This window comes from Flavobacterium sp. (assembly GCF_965284515.1).
Lineage (GTDB): Bacteria > Bacteroidota > Bacteroidia > Flavobacteriales > Flavobacteriaceae > Flavobacterium.
This window is the reverse complement of sequence record NZ_OZ260089.1, coordinates 519,799-538,685: the sequence shown is the minus strand read 5'-3', so window position 1 is coordinate 538,685 and position 18,887 is coordinate 519,799. Positions and strand designations below refer to the sequence as shown.

Sequence of the window (18,887 nt, the reverse complement as noted above, 5' to 3'; positions counted from 1 at the left end):
TTAGTTAATTAATATATTTTCTTTTGGGTATTCATAAAATTGATGGTTCATTTGACGTAATAAACCAATCATTAAATTGAGCATTCCTATTCTTCCTATAAACATAGTTGCAATAATAACATACTTACTAGGTTCTGATAATGTTGGTGTAAAATTTAAACTTAATCCGACAGTACTAAAAGCCGAAAAACACTCAAAAGCTACTGTTAATAAAGGTGTTCCTACTGGTTCTAGAATTAATAAAGCCATGATTGAAACCCCTATTGCTATTAAAGAAATACACAAAATCGCAAAAGCTCTTGTAGTAGATTCACTTGAAATCCTTCTTCCTCTAAATTGTATTCTGTTTTTGCCTTTTGCGACTGCAAAGATATTTAAAGTTGCTAATGCAAAGGTACTTGTTTTTATACCACCACCTGTTGATGCCGGTGAAGCACCAATCCACATTAAAAATATTATAAATAATAAAGAAGGTACGGTCATTTTTGAAAAATCAACTGTATTGAATCCAGCGGTTCTTGGAGTTACAGAATTAAAAGCAGCATTCGTTATTTTTCCAAATACAGTTTCATGTTCAAGCATTGTATTGTTGTATTCTGAAATGAATAAAAATATCCACCCAGTAAACAATAATATTATGGTAGTATAAATTACGATTTTTGTATTTAAAGTAATGATAGGAACTTGTTTGTGAATTATTTTTTTGTCAAATAGCTCAATAACATATGTTTTTAAATATTGATAGAAGTTAAATACAATATTGTGGCCTAAGCCGCCAAAAATAATTAAAATCATTATTATCCATTGAAAGTAATAATGAAAGCGTATGCTTGTATCGTATAATCCATTTGAAAATATAGAAAAACCGGCGTTACAAAATGCCGAAATGGAATGAAAAATAGAAAAGAAAAACTTATTGTCTATACCTTGATTGTCTAATATAGATGAGTATATAAAAACAGCGCCAACAATTTCAACTCCTATAGTAAAAATAACAACATTAAGTGCTGCTCTAAATACATCTTTTAATCCTTCTTGAGCAATAAAATCTTTGGTATTTAATCCTTCTTTAAATGTTGATCCTCCTCTAAAGAAGAACGCAAAGAATGAAGTAAAAGTTAGAATTCCTATTCCGCCTAATTGAATTAAAACGAGTATTATTGACTGTCCTATTATTGTAAAATCTTTTGCGGTGTCAACTACAGCAAGTCCTGTAACGCAAACTGCACTTGTTGCTGTAAATATTGCATTTGTAAAAGAAATTCCATTTGTAGTTGCACTAGGCATCATTAAAAGAAATGCTCCTGAAAGTGCTAAAATCATAAAACTTCCAACAAAAACTATAGCAGGATTGAAATAGATGTCATAAATATGACGTACTAAAATCATTAATCTTAATAAAAAATAGATGATAAGTCCACCTTCTAAAATCGGTTTTATTTTCTGAAGAATATAATTCCAGCTAAAGTCATTATTTAAAAATGCTATGATTGTTGAAATAACAAACATAACTGTTAAGATGATAAAATTTACTAGGGCAACTTTTTTATTACTTTCATATTTATAAGTAAAAAATTTAAAAGCATTAAAAGCTAAAAGTAATATTGAAAGTACTATTAATCCTATGACGTGAGGTGAATTGTAGTTTTCTTCAAAATCATATCCAAAATCAAATACGATAAATAATAAGACAATGATGTCGAAAAATCGATATAAGTAATTAAGTAAGGATTCTTTTTCCATTTTGAAGCGCTTATTTCACTTTTAATTCTTTGCGAAGATCTTCCATTAAGGATTTTCCGCCGTTTTGTAATATTTCATTTGCACAATTATGCCCAAAATCAATATAAGAATCAAAATTACAACTTTTTTTAATGGTAAACTTTTGTTTTCCGTCTAAAGAAAATAAAACGCCTTCAAAGTTTATTTGTTTTTTATTTATTGTTGCTAAGGCGCCAATTGGGGCTGTACAGCCCCCTTCTAATGTGCGAAGAAATTGTCTTTCAATATAAGTACAAATTTCAGTCTCTTTGTGATTTAAATTAGAAAGTGCGTTTTGTGTAAAAGAATCATTTTCCATAGCTACTACAAGCATTGCCCCTTGTGCTGGTGCTGGAATCATCCAATTTAAATCAATGTACTCACTTGGTTTTAAGTTTATTCGCTCTAACCCAGCAGCTGCAAAAATAGCTCCGTTCCATTTGTTGTCTTTTAATTTTTGCATTCTTGTATTTACGTTTCCGCGTAAATCTTCAACTTTGTGAGATGGATATTTATTTAACCATTGTGCTTTTCTTCTTAAACTCCCAGAAGCAATAATTCCTTGTGAATTTAAAAAGTCAAGGTTTCCTTTGTGAACTAAAATGTCTAGAGAATTTGCTCTTTCTAATACGGCCGCTTGAACTATTCCTTTTGGTAAAGCTGTTGGAACATCTTTCATAGAATGAACAGCAATATCTACTTCACCTTTCAGCATGGCAACATCAAGTGTTTTTGTAAATATTCCGGTAATTCCTAATTCGTATAATGGTTTGTCTAAGATTAAATCTCCAGTAGATTTTACAGCAATTATTTCAGTTAAAAAACCTAAATCATTTAACTTTTTTTGAACAGTGTGAGCTTGCCATAGTGCTAATTCACTATCTCTTGTTCCAATGCGTATTGTTTTTTTCAAAAGAAGTAATTTAATTGTTTAATTGAAAAACTTTTTCAATCCATTCAATACTCTCGTCTACCATGGTGTCGTCATTTTTTAAATGATTCGCAAAATGAGTAGTTATTTTTTGAATGATTCTGTTGCTAATAATTTCAGCTTGTTCTTCATTAAAATTATCTATTTTTTTTCTCTGATAATTTAATTCTGCTTGTTTAATAGTAGATAATTTTTCCTTTAATGAATGAATGGTTGGCGCGAACTTTCTTGTTTTTGACCAACTTAGAAATTCAGTGATAAGATCTTCAATTATTTGTTCTGCTGCCGGAATATGTTCTTTTCTTTTTTCAATTGTTTCGTCTGTAACTTGAGATAAATCATCTAAATGAACTAACGTAACATCTTTGTTGATTTTTACGTCTTCATTTACGTTTTTAGGAATAGATAAATCTAAAATTAATAAAGGTTTTTTAAGCTTTAATATTTCAGAATCAACTGTTGGATTTTGAGCTCCAGTTGCTACTACTAAAACATCTGCTTTTTGAATTTCTATTTGTAAATCAGCATAGTCTTTTACAATCAAATTAAATTTTCCTGCTATTTTTTCAGCTTTTTCTTTTGTTCTGTTAATAAGAACTATGTGTTCGTTTTTAGTATGCTTTACTAGGTTTTCACAGGTGTTTCTTCCAATTTTTCCTGTTCCAAATAGTAAAATATTTTTATTCCCAATTTCAGGAATATTATTCATTATATATTGAACAGAAGCAAATGATACAGAAGTTGCTCCAGAACTTATTTCTGTTTCATTTTTTACTTTTTTACTAGCTTGAATTACAGCATTAATTATTCTCTCTAAATAAGAGTTAGTTAACCCCATTTTTTTACTTTCAACAAATCCTTGTTTAATTTGAGAAATGATTTCAAAATCACCTAAAATTTGACTATCCAATCCGGTTCCAACTCTAAAAAGATGGTTTAAAGCTTCTTTGTTTTTGTGTACATAAGCTACTTTTTGAAAATCTTCAACAGTTCCTTGGCTATTTTCACAAAGTAATTTTATCAATTGAAAAGGATGTTGGGCAAACCCATATATTTCAGTTCTATTACATGTTGAGGTAACTAATAAACTTTCAATTCCTTCTTCTTTCGCTTGGTTTAATAAATTTATTTTAGCATTTTCGTCTAAACTAAATTTTCCACGCATTTCGGCATCAGCTTTTTTATAACTTAAGCCTACTGCGTAGAACGTTGAGTATTTTCCTAAAGTATTTGTATCCATAGTTTGGTCCTTAAATAAAAGGAATACAAATTTACTTTTATCCATTTTATAAAAACAACGCTTAAAGTGCTTTTTTTAACGATAGATGTTTTTTTTGATAAAAAGAATTGTTTAATTTAAAAAACCACTATTTTTGTACTATAATCAACACTTTAAACTTGTTTTATTTAGAGCTGTTCTAAATAAGTCATTTTAAAAAGAAGAATTAAATTAAATCAAAAACAACGCTATGAGTTCAGTAGAAGAAATTAAAGTTGAACAAGATTTTATTTTGATTCGTTTTCAAAACGATTCAAATGAGGTGCAACATGTTGAAAAACAGGTTAAAACAGGGTTAATTCAATTTCACTTTAATGTTAAAGGAAGCGCTAGGTTTAACTTTAATAATGGAACTTATAAGTTAGATTTAAATGCGGAGAAATCTTTATTACTTTATAATCCTCAAAAAGAGCTGCCATTACATTTAGAAATTGATCCTAACTCTTGGATTATTTCAGTATTAGTTTCAATTAAAAAGTTTCATACTTTGTTTTCTAATGAAGCTGAGCACATTCCCTTTCTTAGTGAAGAGAATCTAGATAAAAAGTATTATGGTGAAGAAGATATCAGTCCTTCAATGGCAATTGTATTAAACCAAATATTTCATTATAATCAGAATTCTTCGATTAAAAATTTATACTTAAAAGGAAAAGGTTATGAATTGTTAAGTTTGTATTTTAACAGAAATGAAGATCCAAACGCTGAACAATGTCCGTTTTTAATTGACGAAGAAAATGTATTGAAAATTAAGAAAGCCAAGGAAATTGTAATTGCAAATATGGCTGAACCGCCAGGACTTCAAGAATTAGCAGATCAAGTAGGTTTGAATTTAAAGAAACTTAAAACAGGCTTCAAACAAATTTATGGAGATAGCGTTTATAGTTTTCTGTTTGATTATAAAATGGAATCGGCAAGAAAACTATTAGAAAGTGGTTCTTATAATGTTAATGAAGTTGGTTTGCAAATTGGTTACAGTACTTCAAGTCATTTTATAGCTGCTTTTAAGAAAAAGTATGGAATTACGCCTAAAAAGTATTTAATGAATTTAAATCTTAATGTTTAATCATTGATTTAAATGATATACCAATAGATAAAAAAAAGAATAATAGTAAATAATTAAGAGCAAGACTTTTTACTTTTATAGAGCGAAAAAGAAATGTTTAAATTACAATATAAAAAATGAAAAAAGGAGTATTATTAGTGAATTTAGGATCGCCAGAAAGTCCAACACCAAAAGATGTAAAGCCATATTTAGATGAATTTTTAATGGATAAATACGTAATCGACGTTCCGTTTTTATTAAGAGCTTTATTAGTAAGAGGAATTATTTTACAAACAAGACCTAAGAAATCAGCAGCAGCTTATGCAAAAATTTGGTGGGATGAAGGTTCTCCTTTAATCGTTTTGTCAAAAAGATTACAAGCTAAGATTCAAAAACAAGTTAGTGTTCCTGTTGAACTAGCAATGCGTTATGGAAGTCCTAGTATTGAAAGTGGTTTGCAAAAACTAAACGATCAAGGAATTACTGAGGTTTTGTTATTCCCTTTGTATCCTCAACACGCTATGGCTTCAACAGAAACTATTTTAGTGTTAGCGGAAAAATTACGTAAAGAAAAGTTTTCTCATATGAGTTTTACGATAATTCCTGCTTTTTACAACCAAAAAGATTATATCCGAGATTTATCAAATTCAATAAAAAGACACTTAGAAGGATTTGAATACGATCATTTATTGTTTTCGTATCACGGAATTCCAGAGCGTCACATTCGTAAAACAGATATCACAAAAAGCCACTGTAAAATTGACGGAAGTTGTTGTAATACGCCTTCACCAGCACACGAATTTTGTTACCGTCATCAATGTTATGAAACTACAAAACAAGTGGTTGAATTTTTAGGTATTGAAGAAGGAAAATACAGCCAAACCTTTCAATCGCGTTTAGCAGGAGACAAATGGCTAACACCTTATACTGATGTTGAAATTAACAAAATGCCAGAAAAAGGAATTAAAAAACTCGCGGTTGTAACTCCAGCTTTCGTTTCAGATTGTTTAGAAACTTTAGAGGAAATTGCAATGGAAGCAAATCATCAATTTAAAGAACATGGTGGTGAAGAATTTTTAGCAATTCCATGTTTAAATGATGATGATGATTGGGCACAGACTTTAAGTCGTTGGGTTGATCAATGGGCATTTCAAAATAAAGAAGAAACAGTATAATGGCTGTTTCATCAACAGAATTAGGGTCGTTAGACATTAAACAATTACTTATTAAGCAATCGGTTCCTGCTGCTATAGGTATATTGTTTATGTCGGTGAATATTTTAATTGACACTATTTTTGTTGGACAATGGATAGGTTCTTTAGCAATTGCAGCTGTATCTGTTGTATTGCCTATTACGTTCTTAATTTCGTCTTTAGGAATGGCATTAGGAATTGGTGGAAGCTCTATAATTTCAAGAGCTTTAGGAGCTAATAATAGAGAAAAAGCTTTAAAAACATTTGGCAATCAAATTATGATGACGCTTAATTTAGCTGTCATTGCAGTAGTTATAGGTTCTTTTTATTCAGAAGAGGTCTTATTGCTTTTTGGTGCTAATGGTGAAATTATGAAGCCTGCAAAGGAGTTTTTTATGCCTGTTTTATATGGAGTTCCTTTTTTAGCGCTTTGTATGATGGGTAATACTGTAATTAGAGCAGAAGGAAAACCTAAATTTGCTATGATTGCCATGATAATTCCAGCTTTTAGTAATATAATTTTAGATATTATATTTATTAAATTTATGGATTTAGGTATGTTTGGAGCTGCCTTGGCTACTTCTATTTCGTATTTTATGTGTTTTGCATTTATTTTGTGGTTTTTCATTTTTAAAAGTGAATTACGGTTACAATTAAAACACTATTTTATTGATTTAAAGATAGTTTCGGAAATTGGCTCGTTAGGGTTTGTAACTTTTGCGAGACAAGGAGTTGTGGCGATTTTGTCAATAATTTTAAACCATACTTTATTTATTCATGGAGGTGAACATTCTGTAGCGGTTTATGGCATTATTAGCAGAATGTTAATGTTCGCTTTATTTCCAATATTAGGAGTAACTCAAGGGTTTTTACCAATTGCTGGATACAATTATGGTGCTAAAAATTTTGTAAGAGTTAGTGAATCTATATCAACTTCAATTAAATGGGCGGCTGGATTAGCAACTGTAATTTTTATCATAATATTAATTTTCGCTAAGCCAATAGTTTCAGTCTTTTCAACCGATTTAGATATTATTAAAGAAACGCCTAATGCATTGCGTATTGTTTTTGGGGCCTCTCCAATTATTGCAATTCAATTAATAGGTGCTGCTTATTTTCAAGCCGCTGGTAAGGCGGTTCCTGCTCTCTTGTTAACTTTGACTAAACAAGGTTTTTTCTTAATTCCTTTAATTTTAATTTTACCAAATTATTATGGTATTTTTGGAGTTTGGGTTTCTTTTCCTATTGCAGATGTATTGGCAACCTTAGTAACAGGTTACTATTTGAAGAGAGAAATGAACCGTAAATTAACACACGCACAAGATGGAATATAACTATATAAAAGCATTGCATTTAATATTTGTAGTTACTTGGTTTGCAGGATTATTTTATATTGTTCGATTGTTTGTATATCATGCAGAAGCAAAACTAAAACCCCAACCTGAGCAAGATATTTTAATTAAACAGTATCAATTGATGCAGTATAGGCTTTGGTATATTATAACATGGCCAAGTGCTGTTTTAGCTAGTATTTTTGCTTTTTATTTACTTTATCTTAATCCGTTTTGGCTTGAACAATCATGGATGCATGTTAAATTAGCTTTTGTTTTGTTGTTATACATTTACCATTTAAAATGCCACCAAATTTTTAAGCAATTACAAAAAAATGAAGTGAAATACAGTTCTAATTTTTTTAGGATTTGGAATGAAGGAGCTACAATAATTTTGTTTGCAATAGTTTTTTTAGTCATTTTAAAAAATGCAATTAATTGGATTTTTGGAGTAATAGGCATTTTTGTTTTTTCAATTTTAATTATGTTAGGATTTAAGTTGTACAAAAGAATAAGAGAGAAAAACAATGATTAAAATCTTTAATATAAGGCAGATTTCATTAAGAGTAAGGATATTTTTATCTATGATACTTTTAACTTTAATTGCTTCAATCTTAATTGCTTCAGTTTCTATTTATCAATTTAGGAATGAAGCTAGAGAATATCATCAAGAACGATTAGAGCGAAAAGAAAATGCAATTGTTGAACATATTTATTACATACTTCAAACGACCACTTACCCTCTAACAACAGAAAATGTTCCGTTAATTTTTAAAGAACGTATTCATGAATTATCAAACATTCACAGTTTAGAAATTAACATGCATGATTTAGAAGGGAATAGTTTAATTTCTTCTAAAGCTTTATTTGAGTTAGATACCGTAAAACCTAGAATAAAAGAGTCTACTTTAAAAATATTAAGATCAACTATTGAAAAAAGGTATGTTGATTTTGATGTAGTTAATGGAGTTCAATATAGATCTTCCTATAGTTATATAAAAGACAATAAATTTAAACCTCTTTTTATTTTAAACTTACCTTATGAAGAAGATACCGATTTTTATAAGAATGAACTAAGCAATTTTTTAATTCGTTTTGGGCAAGTATACTCTTTAATGTTCATCATTGCAATTGTACTTTCTTATTTCCTTTCAAGTTATATTACAAAGTCGTTAAAAATTATAACAGATAAGATCCAAGAAACAAATTTAAATCATCAAAATAAGAAAATTGAGTTGGAAGACGGAAGTCAGGAAATTAACTTACTGGTCGAGTCTTATAACAACATGGTTGATAAACTAGAAGAAAGCGCTATTAAACTTGCGCAAAGCGAACGTGAGCAGGCTTGGAGAGAAATGGCAAAACAAGTTGCTCATGAAATTAAGAATCCGCTTACGCCGATGCGTTTAACAGTTCAAAATTTCCAAAGGCGATTTGATGAAAACGACCCTAATGTAAAATCAAAACTTGACGATTATTCTAAAACATTAATTCAACAAATAGATACAATGAGCGCTGTAGCAAATGCATTTTCAAACTTTGCAACAATGCCTGCTCAACAAAATGAGACACTTAATGTGGTTAAAATTGTACAATTATCATTAGAAATATTTAATGAAAATTATATTCAGTTTTCAAGCTTAGAAAAAGAAATTATAGCACGATTTGATAGAACTCAACTTATAAGAGTCATTACAAATCTTGTGAAAAATGCCATTCAATCAATTCCAGATGAACAAGAAAACAAATCTGTTTTTGTAACTGTTTTTCAAGAAAACAATAATGTCATTATTTCTGTTAAAGATAATGGTATAGGTGTTTCTGAGGATAATAAAAGTAGAATTTTTGAACCAAAATTCACTACCAAATCCAGCGGAATGGGATTAGGTCTAGCAATTATAAAAAACATTATTGAAAATTATAATGGAACTATAACATTTAATAGCAAACTAGGAGAAGGCACAGAATTTATAGTGTCGTTTCCAATTACAAAATAAAATACAACTACAAAAATCAATATCAATTTCAAGATTAAAACTATGGAAAACATTTTAATAGATAAACAAGACAACGTTGCGGTTATTACAATTAATCGCCCAACGAAACTAAACGCTTTAAATAAAGCTACGATTCAAGAATTGCACGATGCTTTTAAAGCATTAAATGAAGATAAAGAAGTTAAAGCAATTGTAATTACAGGTAGTGGTGAAAAAGCATTTGTAGCTGGAGCCGATATTTCTGAGTTTGCTAATTTTTCAGTAGAAAATGGAGGTAAATTAGCAGCAGAAGGACAGGCTTTGTTGTTTGATTATGTGCAAAATTTAAGCACACCAGTTATTGCAGCAATAAATGGTTTTGCATTAGGTGGTGGATTAGAATTAGCAATGGCTTGTCATTTTAGAACAGCATCTGATAATGCTAAAATGGGTTTGCCAGAAGTTACGCTTGGCGTCATTCCTGGTTATGGAGGAACACAACGTTTGGCTCAATTAGTTGGTAAAGGTAGAGCAATGGAAATGATTATGACAGCAGGAATGGTTGATGCAAATACGGCATTAAATTATGGATTGGTAAATCATGTAGTTGCTCAAGAAGAATTGTTAGATTTTACGAAAGGAATTGCAACTAAAATAACAAGAAACTCTACTGTGGCAATTGGCAAAGCTATTGAAGCTGTAAATGCTAATTATGTTGATGGAGTAGATGGATTTAAAGTTGAAATTAAAAATTTCGGGGCTTGTTTTGGAACAGAAGATTTTAAAGAAGGAACAACAGCCTTTTTGGAAAAAAGAAAACCGGTTTTTCCTGGGAATTAATAATAAATTTTATGAAAACATTTTTTAAATTAAGCATAATTGTATGCTTATTACTTACAGGTTTGCAAGTTTCTTCTCAAGAAAGTCTTAAAGTAACTAAGAGCGCTATTTTTAAAGATAAAAATACAAACTCGGAATTAGTTTTTTCTGAGAATGATGAGAACGGAGGAATAGTTTTATTGAGAAGATTATACAGTGCTTTAGGAAGAAAATCAAGAGGATATGTACTAGAATATTATAATAAAGAACTAAAATTAGTACATCAAAAAGATTTTGAAGACAATGATAATGTTTTCAAAGAAATGTTTCTTAAAGATGGTATGATTAATATTATAGAGTGTGTTGTAAATAGAAAAGAAAAAACGATAGACTATAATTCGGTTAAAGTAAGTCTAAATGATTTTAAATCTACAACAGAAAATATATTTTCAATAGGTAGGGATAAAGTAAAAACCCCTTTTGTTGGAGCCATTGGTTTTTTTGTTTTTTCGAATTTTTCAAAAATTGATCATGACCCATCAGGTGAGGTTCAACTTTCTGCAAATAAAGAATTTATTGTATTTAATTTTGATTTAAAAAATGACGACAAAGAAACTCACAAAGTTTTTGTTTATAATTCTAATTTGAATTTAGTTTACGAAAGAGAGTTTTCACAAGATATTAAAGATAAATATTTTGTTTACAATTCTTTTACTGTTGATGACAAAGATGGTTCTGTCTTTTTTTTAGGGAAATCGTATAAAAATGAATCTTTAAGAGAAAAAAAAGATGGAGAAATAAACTATTTTTATAAGTTATATAAAATTAATTCGAATGATATAAAATCGGTTACATTTGGCACAGAAGATTCCTATGTAGGCTCTTTAGAAATTTTAGCAAGTGAAAAAGGTGTTTTTTGTGTCGGTGCTTATTCAGAAAAAGATTCTGATGATTATAGAGGGATAGTTTACTATAAGTTAAACCCCGAGACAATTCAGGTCGAAAAATCAAAATTCAATCCTTTTACAGAACAGTTTATGATTGATAAATATGGAGAAAAAAAAGGGAAAAGAAAGTCAGATAAGAAAAAAGAACTACCGTTTATGACTTACAAAGGTTTTTTTATTACTGATAATAATGAGATTTACTTTAGTGCTGAAGAACAGTATATAACTTCTCATACTTATTCAACACCAAATGGAGGTATGACTACTTCTACTGTTTATCATTTTAATGATATTTACTCTTGCAAAATGGATTTTGAAGGTAATTTGATTTGGATGAGAACAATTAATAAAGGCCAAGGAACTTCTGGTATTATTGATTATTTGTCATTTTCTTCAATCGTAAATGATGGAAAAATGTACTTGTTTTTAAATGGTGATGATGATATTAAAAAGTTAAAAGATAATAGAATATCATTTAAACAAGCCAAAATTAAAAAGATGAATTTGTATGTTATTGAGGTTGATAAAAATGGAGATTTTACTTATAAAATACTAATTTCTGATAAAGATTCAAAAGTTACATTTAAGCCAAGAGATGCGGTTTACAATCCAAATACTAATTCAATTTTAATTGAAGGAAATAAAGGAAGAGACAAACAAATTGCAAAAATTCAGTTTTAAAAGTTGCATTATAATAAATAAAAAAGAGGAACAATTTTGTTCCTCTTTTTTATTTTTCACCTTCCCATTCTGCATAAAATTGAGATAAGAAGTTCTCCATATAGAGATGGCGTTCTTCTGCTATTTTTTTACCGCTTTCAGTATTCATTTTGTCTTTTAGTAGTAGCAATTTTTCATAAAAATGATTAATTGTTGGGGCTTCACTATTTTTATATTCTTCTTTGCTCATGTTAAACTTAGGAGCAATATTTGGATTGTAAATAGATCTGTTTTTAAATCCACCATAGTTAAATGTTCTGGCTATTCCTATTGCGCCAAGAGCATCAAGTCTATCAGCATCTTGAACAATGTCTAATTCTTTTGAACTAAATTTCTTTTCGAAATTGCCGCCTTTAAACGAAATGTTTTCAATAATCTTAATTACATGAGAAATGATTTCTTCAGAAACATTTTCTTTTTTTAAAAATTCGTGTGCTATTTTTGGTCCAATAGTTTCATCTCCATTATGAAACTTACTATCGGCAATATCATGAAGTAATGCGCCAAGTTTAACAATTTCTAGATTGCATTGTTCATTTTTTGCAATTAAAATGGAATTTCTATAAACACGTTCTATGTGAAACCAATCGTGTCCTCCTTCAGCATTTTTGAGTTGTTCTTTTACAAAAAGTATGGTTTTATCAATTATTGTATGCATAAGTTTATTTCAAAAAAAAATGTGGTTCTTTTAAAAAACCACATTTAGTATAATATTTCTGATTATAGTTTGGCTGGTTCAACCCATTTAAAAACATGTCCTTGTTCTGGGGTAATTAATCGCTCTGAAATTCTCGCCATACGTGCAGGAAGTTTCATTAAATAATCTCTTGCTTTTTCAGCTTCATCTGTTAAATTTCCAATTTTATCAATTTCCCATTTATCAGATAACTTTTGCATAATATCTACATAATCCATTGCAGTGTATACACCAATACGTTGTGCTGAGTTTGAAAATTCTTCAAAAGCACTTCCCATTTTTTGACCCGATTCACGTATTAATTGTGCAGGCATGTTGATTTTGTTTTTCATCATGTATTGAAACGACAACATCATTTCGCTTGGGTCAATTTCAAATATTTTTTTGACAAAATGACTGTAAGCATGATGATGACGCATTTCATCTCCAGCAATTAAACGGCACATTTTAGATAACTTGTTATCACCATATTTCTTAGCCATTTGTGCCACACGGTTATGCGAAACATAAGTTGCTAATTCTTGAAAACTTGTAAATACAAAGTTTTTATATGGATCACGACCTGTTCCTGGATCAAATCCGTCATTTATAAGATGTTGAGTTGTAATTTCAACCTCTCTCATGTTTACCCTTCCCGAAAGGTATAAGTATTTGTTTAACACATCTCCATGACGATTTTCTTCACCCGTCCATTGGCGTAGCCATTTTGCCCAGCCGTTATCCCCGCCTTCACCTTTTTGTTTTACACCTTCAACATCCATTAACCATGTTTCATAGGTTGGTAAAGCTTCTTCAGTGATTGTGTCACCTACTAGGGTTACCCAGAAATCATAAGGTAAATCTTTTGCAATCTCTCTTAATTCTTTTACTTCTTCAAGAAAATTTTCACTTTCTGAATTAGGAAGCAAATCGGTTGGTTGCCAAATTTTTTCTACAGGAATTAAATATTCCTCAACGAAGCTGTCAATTTTCTTTTCAAGAAATTGCATTACTTCTAAACGTACGTTTTGTATTGACATTATTTTATTTTTATATGTTCTTTAATAATATTTTCTGTCTTTTCAAAAATTTCATCAAAGCTACATTCAGAAATTTTTAAAGGGTCGTGAATTTTAAATGAAATTTTACTTCCTAATCCCATTGGGAATTTACCATATCTGTTCATTTTCCATGAATCATTAATGCTAATTGGAACAAAATAGGCATCTGGTGCAAATTTATAAAGCATTTTTAATCCATTTATTGAAAAAGCTTTTGGTTTTCCATTTTTGCCTCTTGTCCCTTCAGGAAATATCATTACAGAATAATTATTTTTATTAATGTATTCTGCTGTTTTTTTGATTTCTCCTAGCGCTTGCTTAGCATCTTTTCTATCTATTAAGGCTGAACCACCAACCCTTAAGTTATATGATACACTTGGTATTCCTTTGCCTAGTTCAATTTTGCTAATGAATTTAGGATGCCAAGCACGTAAAAACCAAATTACAGCAGGAATATCATGTAAGCTTTGGTGATTAGACACAAGTACCAAAGGTACATTTTTAGGTAATTTTTCTTTTCCTTCAAAATGGTAAGTAGTTCCTAACAAATGAGAAGTTCTTAATAAGAAACAATTCATAATAGCAACACTCCATCGATGTGCATTATATCCAAAAACATTATAACAAATCCATTGAATAGGATGAAATACTATCAACCAAAATATAAATAGCGCTGTATACACTACTGATAATGGGTAAGATACTATTTTTTGCATAGGTGATCTTTAATTTTTTAACAAAGGTAAATTATAAAATAAAAAAAACCATCAAAAATGATGGTTTTTATAATATGCTTGCATACTATTAACAGTACTCGTTATAAGCATCTTTAAGGTTTTCTGCAATTAATTCTGCTGGACGGCCTTCAATATGATGACGCTCTAACATATGAACTAATTCTCCATTTTTAAATAACGCCATACATGGTGATGATGGAGGAAAAGGAAACATGTGCTCTCTGGCCTTATCAACAGCTTCTTTGTCTACTCCTGCAAAAACAGTTACTGTTTGTGTTGGTTTTTTAGTATTATCTAAACTCATTTTTGCTCCTGGGCGTGCATTTCTTGCTGCACATCCACAAACAGAGTTGATCACTACTAATGTGGTTCCTTCTTTTGCAAGAACATTGTCAACATCTGCAGCGTTATATAATTCTTGAAAACCAGCGTCCGTTAATTCGGCTCTCATTGGTTTTACCATTTCTTCTGGATACATATTGTATGTTTTATGATTCAAGTTACAAAGTTACAAAGTTTTAAGAATTGTAGCTTCTAATAACTCATAAAGATTTGTTATTGTTAGATTATAATAAACTATACCTTACACCAATAAATCCTCTAATTCCTTGATTAGGTCCGTAAACATAACCAGGATCAAAAGTTAATGCATAAGGATTGTTTGTGGTTGAAGTAGCATTTCCACTAGAATCAAAAGTTACATCATTGTCAAATGGATCATTTGCTCTTGCAATAATAAAAGGATTTCCTTTATTTGGTGTCCAATTTAAGAGGTTTTTCAAGCCTCCATAAAGTTCAAAATTTTTGAAATTTTTATAAGTAAACTGTATGTTCTGTATGCTCCAAATAGGGGAATATTCATTTCGAGGGTCTAAATCACCTAAAAGTGGTAATCGCATTGGTCCGTATAAGTTACCTGTATAATCAATAGATAAATGCCATTTCGGAATATCGTAAGTAATTCCCCAAGTTGCACTGTATTTTTCTGTTAAAATAGGAGTGCTTGTTACTCCATCTCTTTTGTTTTTTGAGTCTAAAACGGTAAAGCCGAACATAGTTTTTAATCCGAAAGGGAAAATCAGATCAATATTGCCTGTAACCCCCATCGTTTTTGAATATCCATTTAAGTTAGAGTAAATAATTTTATTTGGATCCGTGTCATAATCAGGTAAAATTTGATTGGTAAAATAGGTGTACCAACTTGAAAATTCCATTACTGCATGTACTCCATTTTTAAAAGTCCATTTTTTAAGATAGTTTACGTTTATGTTGTATGATTTTTCAGGTTTTAAATCTTCTGTAATTATAACATCTCTTGAACCTGTTAGTGCAGCATGCTCTTCAGTAAATAAATTCACCACTCTAAAACCTGTTCCAGAATTGATTCTAAAAACAGATTTGTCATTTGGCTTCCATTTATATGCAATTCTTGGTGTAAAAATGGAACCATGAATATTATTATAATCATATCTTGAGCCTAATAAAATGCTCTGTTTTTCAGCTAATTTAATTTCATCTTGTATGAATAAACTGCTAATTTTTGTTTTTTCTGAAGTTTCTGTAGCAGTTGTATTGTCGTTATAATATTGATATCTGAAAGCTGTTCCTAGTAAAATATCGTGGTTTTTCACTTTTTTATCCCAAGTCATTTGACCATAAGCAATTTCTTGTTGTGCTAAAAACAGAGTGTTTCCGTAAACCGAATTTTGATCATGATTAGTATAGGAAAAAGAAGCAAAGATCTTTTCAGAAACGGGTAATTGGTATTTTCCTAATAATTCATAACGTGTAGTGTAAATACTTTCTCCGTAAACTTCACTTCCGCCACGGTAACTTTTGTTCCATTGCATTTCTCCGCCCCAACGGTCTTCGTAGAAAAATCTTCCGGCTATACTAAATTCTTTTTTACTTTTTCTTTCGAAATCAAACTTATTAAAAAAAGAAATTCTGTCTTGTAAAGTTACATCAGTAAAATTGTCGTTATTATTGTCAATTGGATTCGAATAGTTGAAATAATTGATGCCTAAAAGTGAATTTACATTTTTACCAATTTTGTATTTTGCACCTAAATCGATATTATTTTCTAGCCAAGATGTGGTGAAATAGTCGCCATAAAAAATGGGGGCAGTTGTAGGTGTTTTGGTAATAATGTTGATTAAACCACCAACTGCTTCGCTTCCAAATAATGAAGAAGCCGGACCTTTTACAATTTCAATTCTGTCAATTAATGAATTTGGAATTCCAGATAAGCCATAAACTGTCGATAATCCACTTACAATTGGCATTCCGTCTATAGTAACCATAGAATAAGGTCCTTCTAATCCGTTTATATGAATGTCTCCAGTGTTGCAAATATTGCAATTCAATTGTGGGCGAACGCCATTTACATTTTGAAGCGCTTCAAATATATTAGGTGTTGGATTTTTCTTTAAAAAAGTAGCAGTATATATTTCAACAGGAACTGGAGTTTCTAATCGAGAAACTGCTTTTAAAGTTCCAGTAACAACGACCTCATTCAGTAAATTGCTTTCTGTTAATGTAACATTTAAGAATATTTCTTTTTCATTATTAATTATAATTTTTCTCCTTTCCGATTTAAAACCAACAAATGAATAACTAATTGTGTAAACTCCATTTGGAATATCTTTTAAGATATAATTTCCTTGTAGGTCAGATTCAGAGCCTTTTTTTAATTCCAAAATATAGACTGAAACAAAGGCTAGCGATTCATTTTTATCAGAAACCTTACCTTTAATATTAGTCTGTGAATAGGTAATGGTAGTGAAAAACAAAAATATTACAAAAATATTCTTCATTTGTATTTAAATAAAAATTTAGACAAATCTAAAAATATTATTTATCATAGCAAAAATAAATTATTTATATTTGTTGAAAATATCAATGAATGACAATTTCTGAAGAAAACTATTTAAAAGTAATTTACCATCTGTCATTGGTTTCTCCAAAAGGGGTTAATACGAATGCAATTGCGGGAATGCTTGACACAAAAGCATCTTCTGTTACGGATATGTTAAAGAAATTAGCGGACAAGGATTTGGTTGCTTATAAAAAATACCAAGGGGTTACTTTAACAGAAAACGGAACTTTAACAGCTAAAATGATAGTGAGAAAACACCGTTTATGGGAAGTTTTTTTGGTAGAAAAGTTAAATTTTTCCTGGGATGAGGTACATGAAATCGCAGAAGAGTTAGAACATATTAAGTCGGAAAAATTAATTAATAAATTAGATGCTTTTTTAAATTTTCCGGCTTTCGACCCACATGGCGATCCTATTCCTAATGAAAAAGGTGAAATTATAAAACTTCAAAAACAATTACTTTCAGAAGTTGCTCTGAATATTTCTTATAAATGTGTTGGAGTTAAAGATTCTTCGCCCGAATTTTTACAATATTTAGACAAGCAACAAATTGCTTTAGGTTCAACTTTTAAAGTGATTGAAAAAGAAAGTTTTGACGACACTTTACTCGTTGAAATAAACAATAACAAGATTACCATTTCAAATAAAATAGCTAGTAATTTATACGTACAATAATTATGTTTCAAGATATATTAACTTATTTAGAAAGCATTGATCCTATTTTGGCTGCTTTTTATGCTACAATGTTTACATGGTTTGTAACTGCTTTGGGTGCTTCGTTTGTTTTCTTTTTTAAAGGAATGAACCGTACATTTTTTGATGGAATGCTAGGTTTTACAGGTGGAGTTATGGTTGCTGCAAGTTTTTGGAGTTTGTTAGCACCTTCAATAGAAATGAGTGAAGGAGAAGGTTTTATTAAAGTAATTCCGGCTGCAGTTGGTTTTGCCTTAGGCGCTCTTTTTATTTTCGCTTTGGATAAAACTTTACCGCATTTACACATTAATTTTAAGGAGACTGAAGGGATAAAATCTCCATGGCAACGTACCACTTTATTAACGTTAGCTATAACATTGCATAATATCCCAGAAGGATTAGCAGTTGGTGTTTTGTTTGGGGGTGTTGCCGCAGGAATACCTGAAGCTTCAATTGCTGGTGCAGTTACTTTAGCAATTGGAATTGGGATTCAAAATTTCCCTGAAGGAATTGCTGTTTCCATGCCTTTGCGTAGAATGGGAATGAGTAGAAGAAAAAGTTTTATGTACGGGCAATCTTCAGCAATTGTAGAGCCAATTGCAGGAGTATTAGGTGCGGTTGCAGTTACTTTTTTTACACCAATTTTACCTTATGCTTTAGCTTTTGCAGCAGGTGCAATGATATTTGTAGTGGTTGAAGAAGTAATTCCAGAAACACAACAAGCAAACAACACTGATATTGCTACATTAGGATTTATAGGAGGATTTATAGTCATGATGACTTTAGATGTAGCTTTAGGTTAAAAAAAAATGGGTTTTCATTTATATGAAAACCCAAAAAGTA

17 protein-coding genes are annotated in these 18,887 nt (G+C 30.1%); 9 read left to right on the top strand and 8 right to left on the bottom strand.

Annotated features, from left to right (window positions below):
- From ACQ65T_RS02530 to hemA, 3 genes are read right to left on the bottom strand one after another with little or no spacing between them, the layout of a single operon-like run.
- Complete coding sequence (locus ACQ65T_RS02530) at nucleotides 1-1,743, bottom strand: TrkH family potassium uptake protein (protein WP_430399528.1); 1,743 nt, start codon at nucleotides 1,741-1,743, stop codon at nucleotides 1-3.
- A 10-nt stretch (nucleotides 1,744-1,753) separates the two neighbouring features.
- Nucleotides 1,754-2,674, bottom strand: coding sequence for a hydroxymethylbilane synthase (hemC, locus tag ACQ65T_RS02525; RefSeq protein WP_430399527.1), 921 nt, complete (start codon nucleotides 2,672-2,674; stop codon nucleotides 1,754-1,756).
- 10 nt (nucleotides 2,675-2,684) lie between these two features.
- Nucleotides 2,685-3,932, bottom strand: coding sequence for a glutamyl-tRNA reductase (hemA, locus tag ACQ65T_RS02520; protein ID WP_430401312.1), 1,248 nt, complete (start codon nucleotides 3,930-3,932; stop codon nucleotides 2,685-2,687).
- A 229-nt stretch (nucleotides 3,933-4,161) separates the two neighbouring features.
- Here hemA and ACQ65T_RS02515 point away from each other — a divergent pair, with 229 nt between their 5' ends.
- From ACQ65T_RS02515 to ACQ65T_RS02485, 7 genes are all read left to right on the top strand, one after another.
- A complete protein-coding gene (locus ACQ65T_RS02515; RefSeq protein ID WP_430399526.1) occupies nucleotides 4,162-5,034 on the top strand; it encodes a helix-turn-helix transcriptional regulator in 873 nt (290 codons plus the stop codon).
- A gap of 116 nt (nucleotides 5,035-5,150) precedes the next feature.
- The gene (hemH, locus tag ACQ65T_RS02510; protein ID WP_430399525.1) at nucleotides 5,151-6,188 is read left to right on the top strand and encodes a ferrochelatase; all 1,038 of its coding nucleotides are present in this window, start codon (nucleotides 5,151-5,153) and stop codon (nucleotides 6,186-6,188) included.
- Nucleotides 6,188-7,540 carry an MATE family efflux transporter gene (locus tag ACQ65T_RS02505; protein ID WP_430399524.1) on the top strand — a complete coding sequence of 451 codons (1,353 nt, stop codon included), beginning with the start codon at nucleotides 6,188-6,190 and terminating at the stop codon, nucleotides 7,538-7,540. Before hemH ends, ACQ65T_RS02505 begins: the two co-directional genes overlap by 1 nt.
- Nucleotides 7,530-8,072, top strand: a complete 543-nt coding sequence (locus tag ACQ65T_RS02500) for a CopD family protein (RefSeq protein WP_430399523.1) — start codon at nucleotides 7,530-7,532, stop codon at nucleotides 8,070-8,072. The genes ACQ65T_RS02505 and ACQ65T_RS02500 overlap by 11 nt, the downstream gene beginning before the upstream one ends.
- A 49-nt stretch (nucleotides 8,073-8,121) precedes the next feature.
- Nucleotides 8,122-9,534 carry a sensor histidine kinase gene (locus tag ACQ65T_RS02495; protein WP_430401310.1) on the top strand — a complete coding sequence of 471 codons (1,413 nt, stop codon included), beginning with the start codon at nucleotides 8,122-8,124 and terminating at the stop codon, nucleotides 9,532-9,534.
- A 42-nt stretch (nucleotides 9,535-9,576) separates the two neighbouring features.
- Nucleotides 9,577-10,353 carry an enoyl-CoA hydratase/isomerase family protein gene (locus tag ACQ65T_RS02490; protein WP_430399522.1) on the top strand — a complete coding sequence of 259 codons (777 nt, stop codon included), beginning with the start codon at nucleotides 9,577-9,579 and terminating at the stop codon, nucleotides 10,351-10,353.
- Nucleotides 10,354-10,364: 11 nt separating this feature from the next.
- Nucleotides 10,365-11,960, top strand: coding sequence for a hypothetical protein (locus tag ACQ65T_RS02485; protein ID WP_430399521.1), 1,596 nt, complete (start codon nucleotides 10,365-10,367; stop codon nucleotides 11,958-11,960).
- A 49-nt stretch (nucleotides 11,961-12,009) separates the two neighbouring features.
- Here the strand turns inward: ACQ65T_RS02485 and ACQ65T_RS02480 are convergent, their stop codons facing one another.
- The 5 genes from ACQ65T_RS02480 to ACQ65T_RS02460 form a co-directional block, all read right to left on the bottom strand.
- On the bottom strand, nucleotides 12,010-12,657 hold the full coding sequence (locus tag ACQ65T_RS02480; RefSeq protein WP_430399520.1) for an HD domain-containing protein: 648 nt from the start codon (nucleotides 12,655-12,657) through the stop codon (nucleotides 12,010-12,012).
- 62 nt (nucleotides 12,658-12,719) lie between these two features.
- A complete protein-coding gene (locus tag ACQ65T_RS02475) occupies nucleotides 12,720-13,715 on the bottom strand; it encodes an acyl-ACP desaturase (protein ID WP_430399519.1) in 996 nt (331 codons plus the stop codon).
- A complete protein-coding gene (locus tag ACQ65T_RS02470; protein ID WP_430399518.1) occupies nucleotides 13,715-14,452 on the bottom strand; it encodes a lysophospholipid acyltransferase family protein in 738 nt (245 codons plus the stop codon). The genes ACQ65T_RS02475 and ACQ65T_RS02470 overlap by 1 nt, the downstream gene beginning before the upstream one ends.
- 88 nt (nucleotides 14,453-14,540) lie before the next feature.
- Nucleotides 14,541-14,951, bottom strand: a complete 411-nt coding sequence (locus ACQ65T_RS02465) for a BrxA/BrxB family bacilliredoxin (RefSeq protein ID WP_430399517.1) — start codon at nucleotides 14,949-14,951, stop codon at nucleotides 14,541-14,543.
- Between the two features lie 88 nt (nucleotides 14,952-15,039).
- Nucleotides 15,040-17,289 carry a TonB-dependent receptor gene (locus ACQ65T_RS02460; protein WP_430399516.1) on the bottom strand — a complete coding sequence of 750 codons (2,250 nt, stop codon included), beginning with the start codon at nucleotides 17,287-17,289 and terminating at the stop codon, nucleotides 15,040-15,042.
- Nucleotides 17,290-17,378: 89 nt separating this feature from the next.
- Here ACQ65T_RS02460 and ACQ65T_RS02455 point away from each other — a divergent pair, with 89 nt between their 5' ends.
- A complete protein-coding gene (locus ACQ65T_RS02455; RefSeq protein WP_430399515.1) occupies nucleotides 17,379-18,026 on the top strand; it encodes a metal-dependent transcriptional regulator in 648 nt (215 codons plus the stop codon).
- A gap of 2 nt (nucleotides 18,027-18,028) precedes the next feature.
- A complete protein-coding gene (locus ACQ65T_RS02450) occupies nucleotides 18,029-18,847 on the top strand; it encodes a ZIP family metal transporter (protein ID WP_430399514.1) in 819 nt (272 codons plus the stop codon).
- Nucleotides 18,848-18,887: the final 40 nt, after the last annotated feature.

Excerpts from the sequence above, each read along its gene's own strand:
- ACQ65T_RS02530 (WP_430399528.1), bottom strand. The coding sequence starts at position 1,743 with ATGGAAAAAGAATCCTTACTTAATTACTTATATCGATTTTTCGACATC.
- hemA (WP_430401312.1), bottom strand. The coding sequence starts at position 3,932 with ATGGATACAAATACTTTAGGAAAATACTCAACGTTCTACGCAGTAGGC.
- ACQ65T_RS02515 (WP_430399526.1), top strand. The coding sequence starts at position 4,162 with ATGAGTTCAGTAGAAGAAATTAAAGTTGAACAAGATTTTATTTTGATT.
- hemH (WP_430399525.1), top strand. The coding sequence starts at position 5,151 with ATGAAAAAAGGAGTATTATTAGTGAATTTAGGATCGCCAGAAAGTCCA.
- ACQ65T_RS02505 (WP_430399524.1), top strand. The coding sequence starts at position 6,188 with ATGGCTGTTTCATCAACAGAATTAGGGTCGTTAGACATTAAACAATTA.
- ACQ65T_RS02500 (WP_430399523.1), top strand. The coding sequence starts at position 7,530 with ATGGAATATAACTATATAAAAGCATTGCATTTAATATTTGTAGTTACT.
- ACQ65T_RS02495 (WP_430401310.1), top strand. The coding sequence starts at position 8,122 with ATGATACTTTTAACTTTAATTGCTTCAATCTTAATTGCTTCAGTTTCT.
- ACQ65T_RS02490 (WP_430399522.1), top strand. The coding sequence starts at position 9,577 with ATGGAAAACATTTTAATAGATAAACAAGACAACGTTGCGGTTATTACA.
- ACQ65T_RS02485 (WP_430399521.1), top strand. The coding sequence starts at position 10,365 with ATGAAAACATTTTTTAAATTAAGCATAATTGTATGCTTATTACTTACA.
- ACQ65T_RS02480 (WP_430399520.1), bottom strand. The coding sequence starts at position 12,657 with ATGCATACAATAATTGATAAAACCATACTTTTTGTAAAAGAACAACTC.
- ACQ65T_RS02475 (WP_430399519.1), bottom strand. The coding sequence starts at position 13,715 with ATGTCAATACAAAACGTACGTTTAGAAGTAATGCAATTTCTTGAAAAG.
- ACQ65T_RS02470 (WP_430399518.1), bottom strand. The coding sequence starts at position 14,452 with ATGCAAAAAATAGTATCTTACCCATTATCAGTAGTGTATACAGCGCTA.
- ACQ65T_RS02465 (WP_430399517.1), bottom strand. The coding sequence starts at position 14,951 with ATGTATCCAGAAGAAATGGTAAAACCAATGAGAGCCGAATTAACGGAC.
- ACQ65T_RS02460 (WP_430399516.1), bottom strand. The coding sequence starts at position 17,289 with ATGAAGAATATTTTTGTAATATTTTTGTTTTTCACTACCATTACCTAT.
- ACQ65T_RS02455 (WP_430399515.1), top strand. The coding sequence starts at position 17,379 with ATGACAATTTCTGAAGAAAACTATTTAAAAGTAATTTACCATCTGTCA.
- ACQ65T_RS02450 (WP_430399514.1), top strand. The coding sequence starts at position 18,029 with ATGTTTCAAGATATATTAACTTATTTAGAAAGCATTGATCCTATTTTG.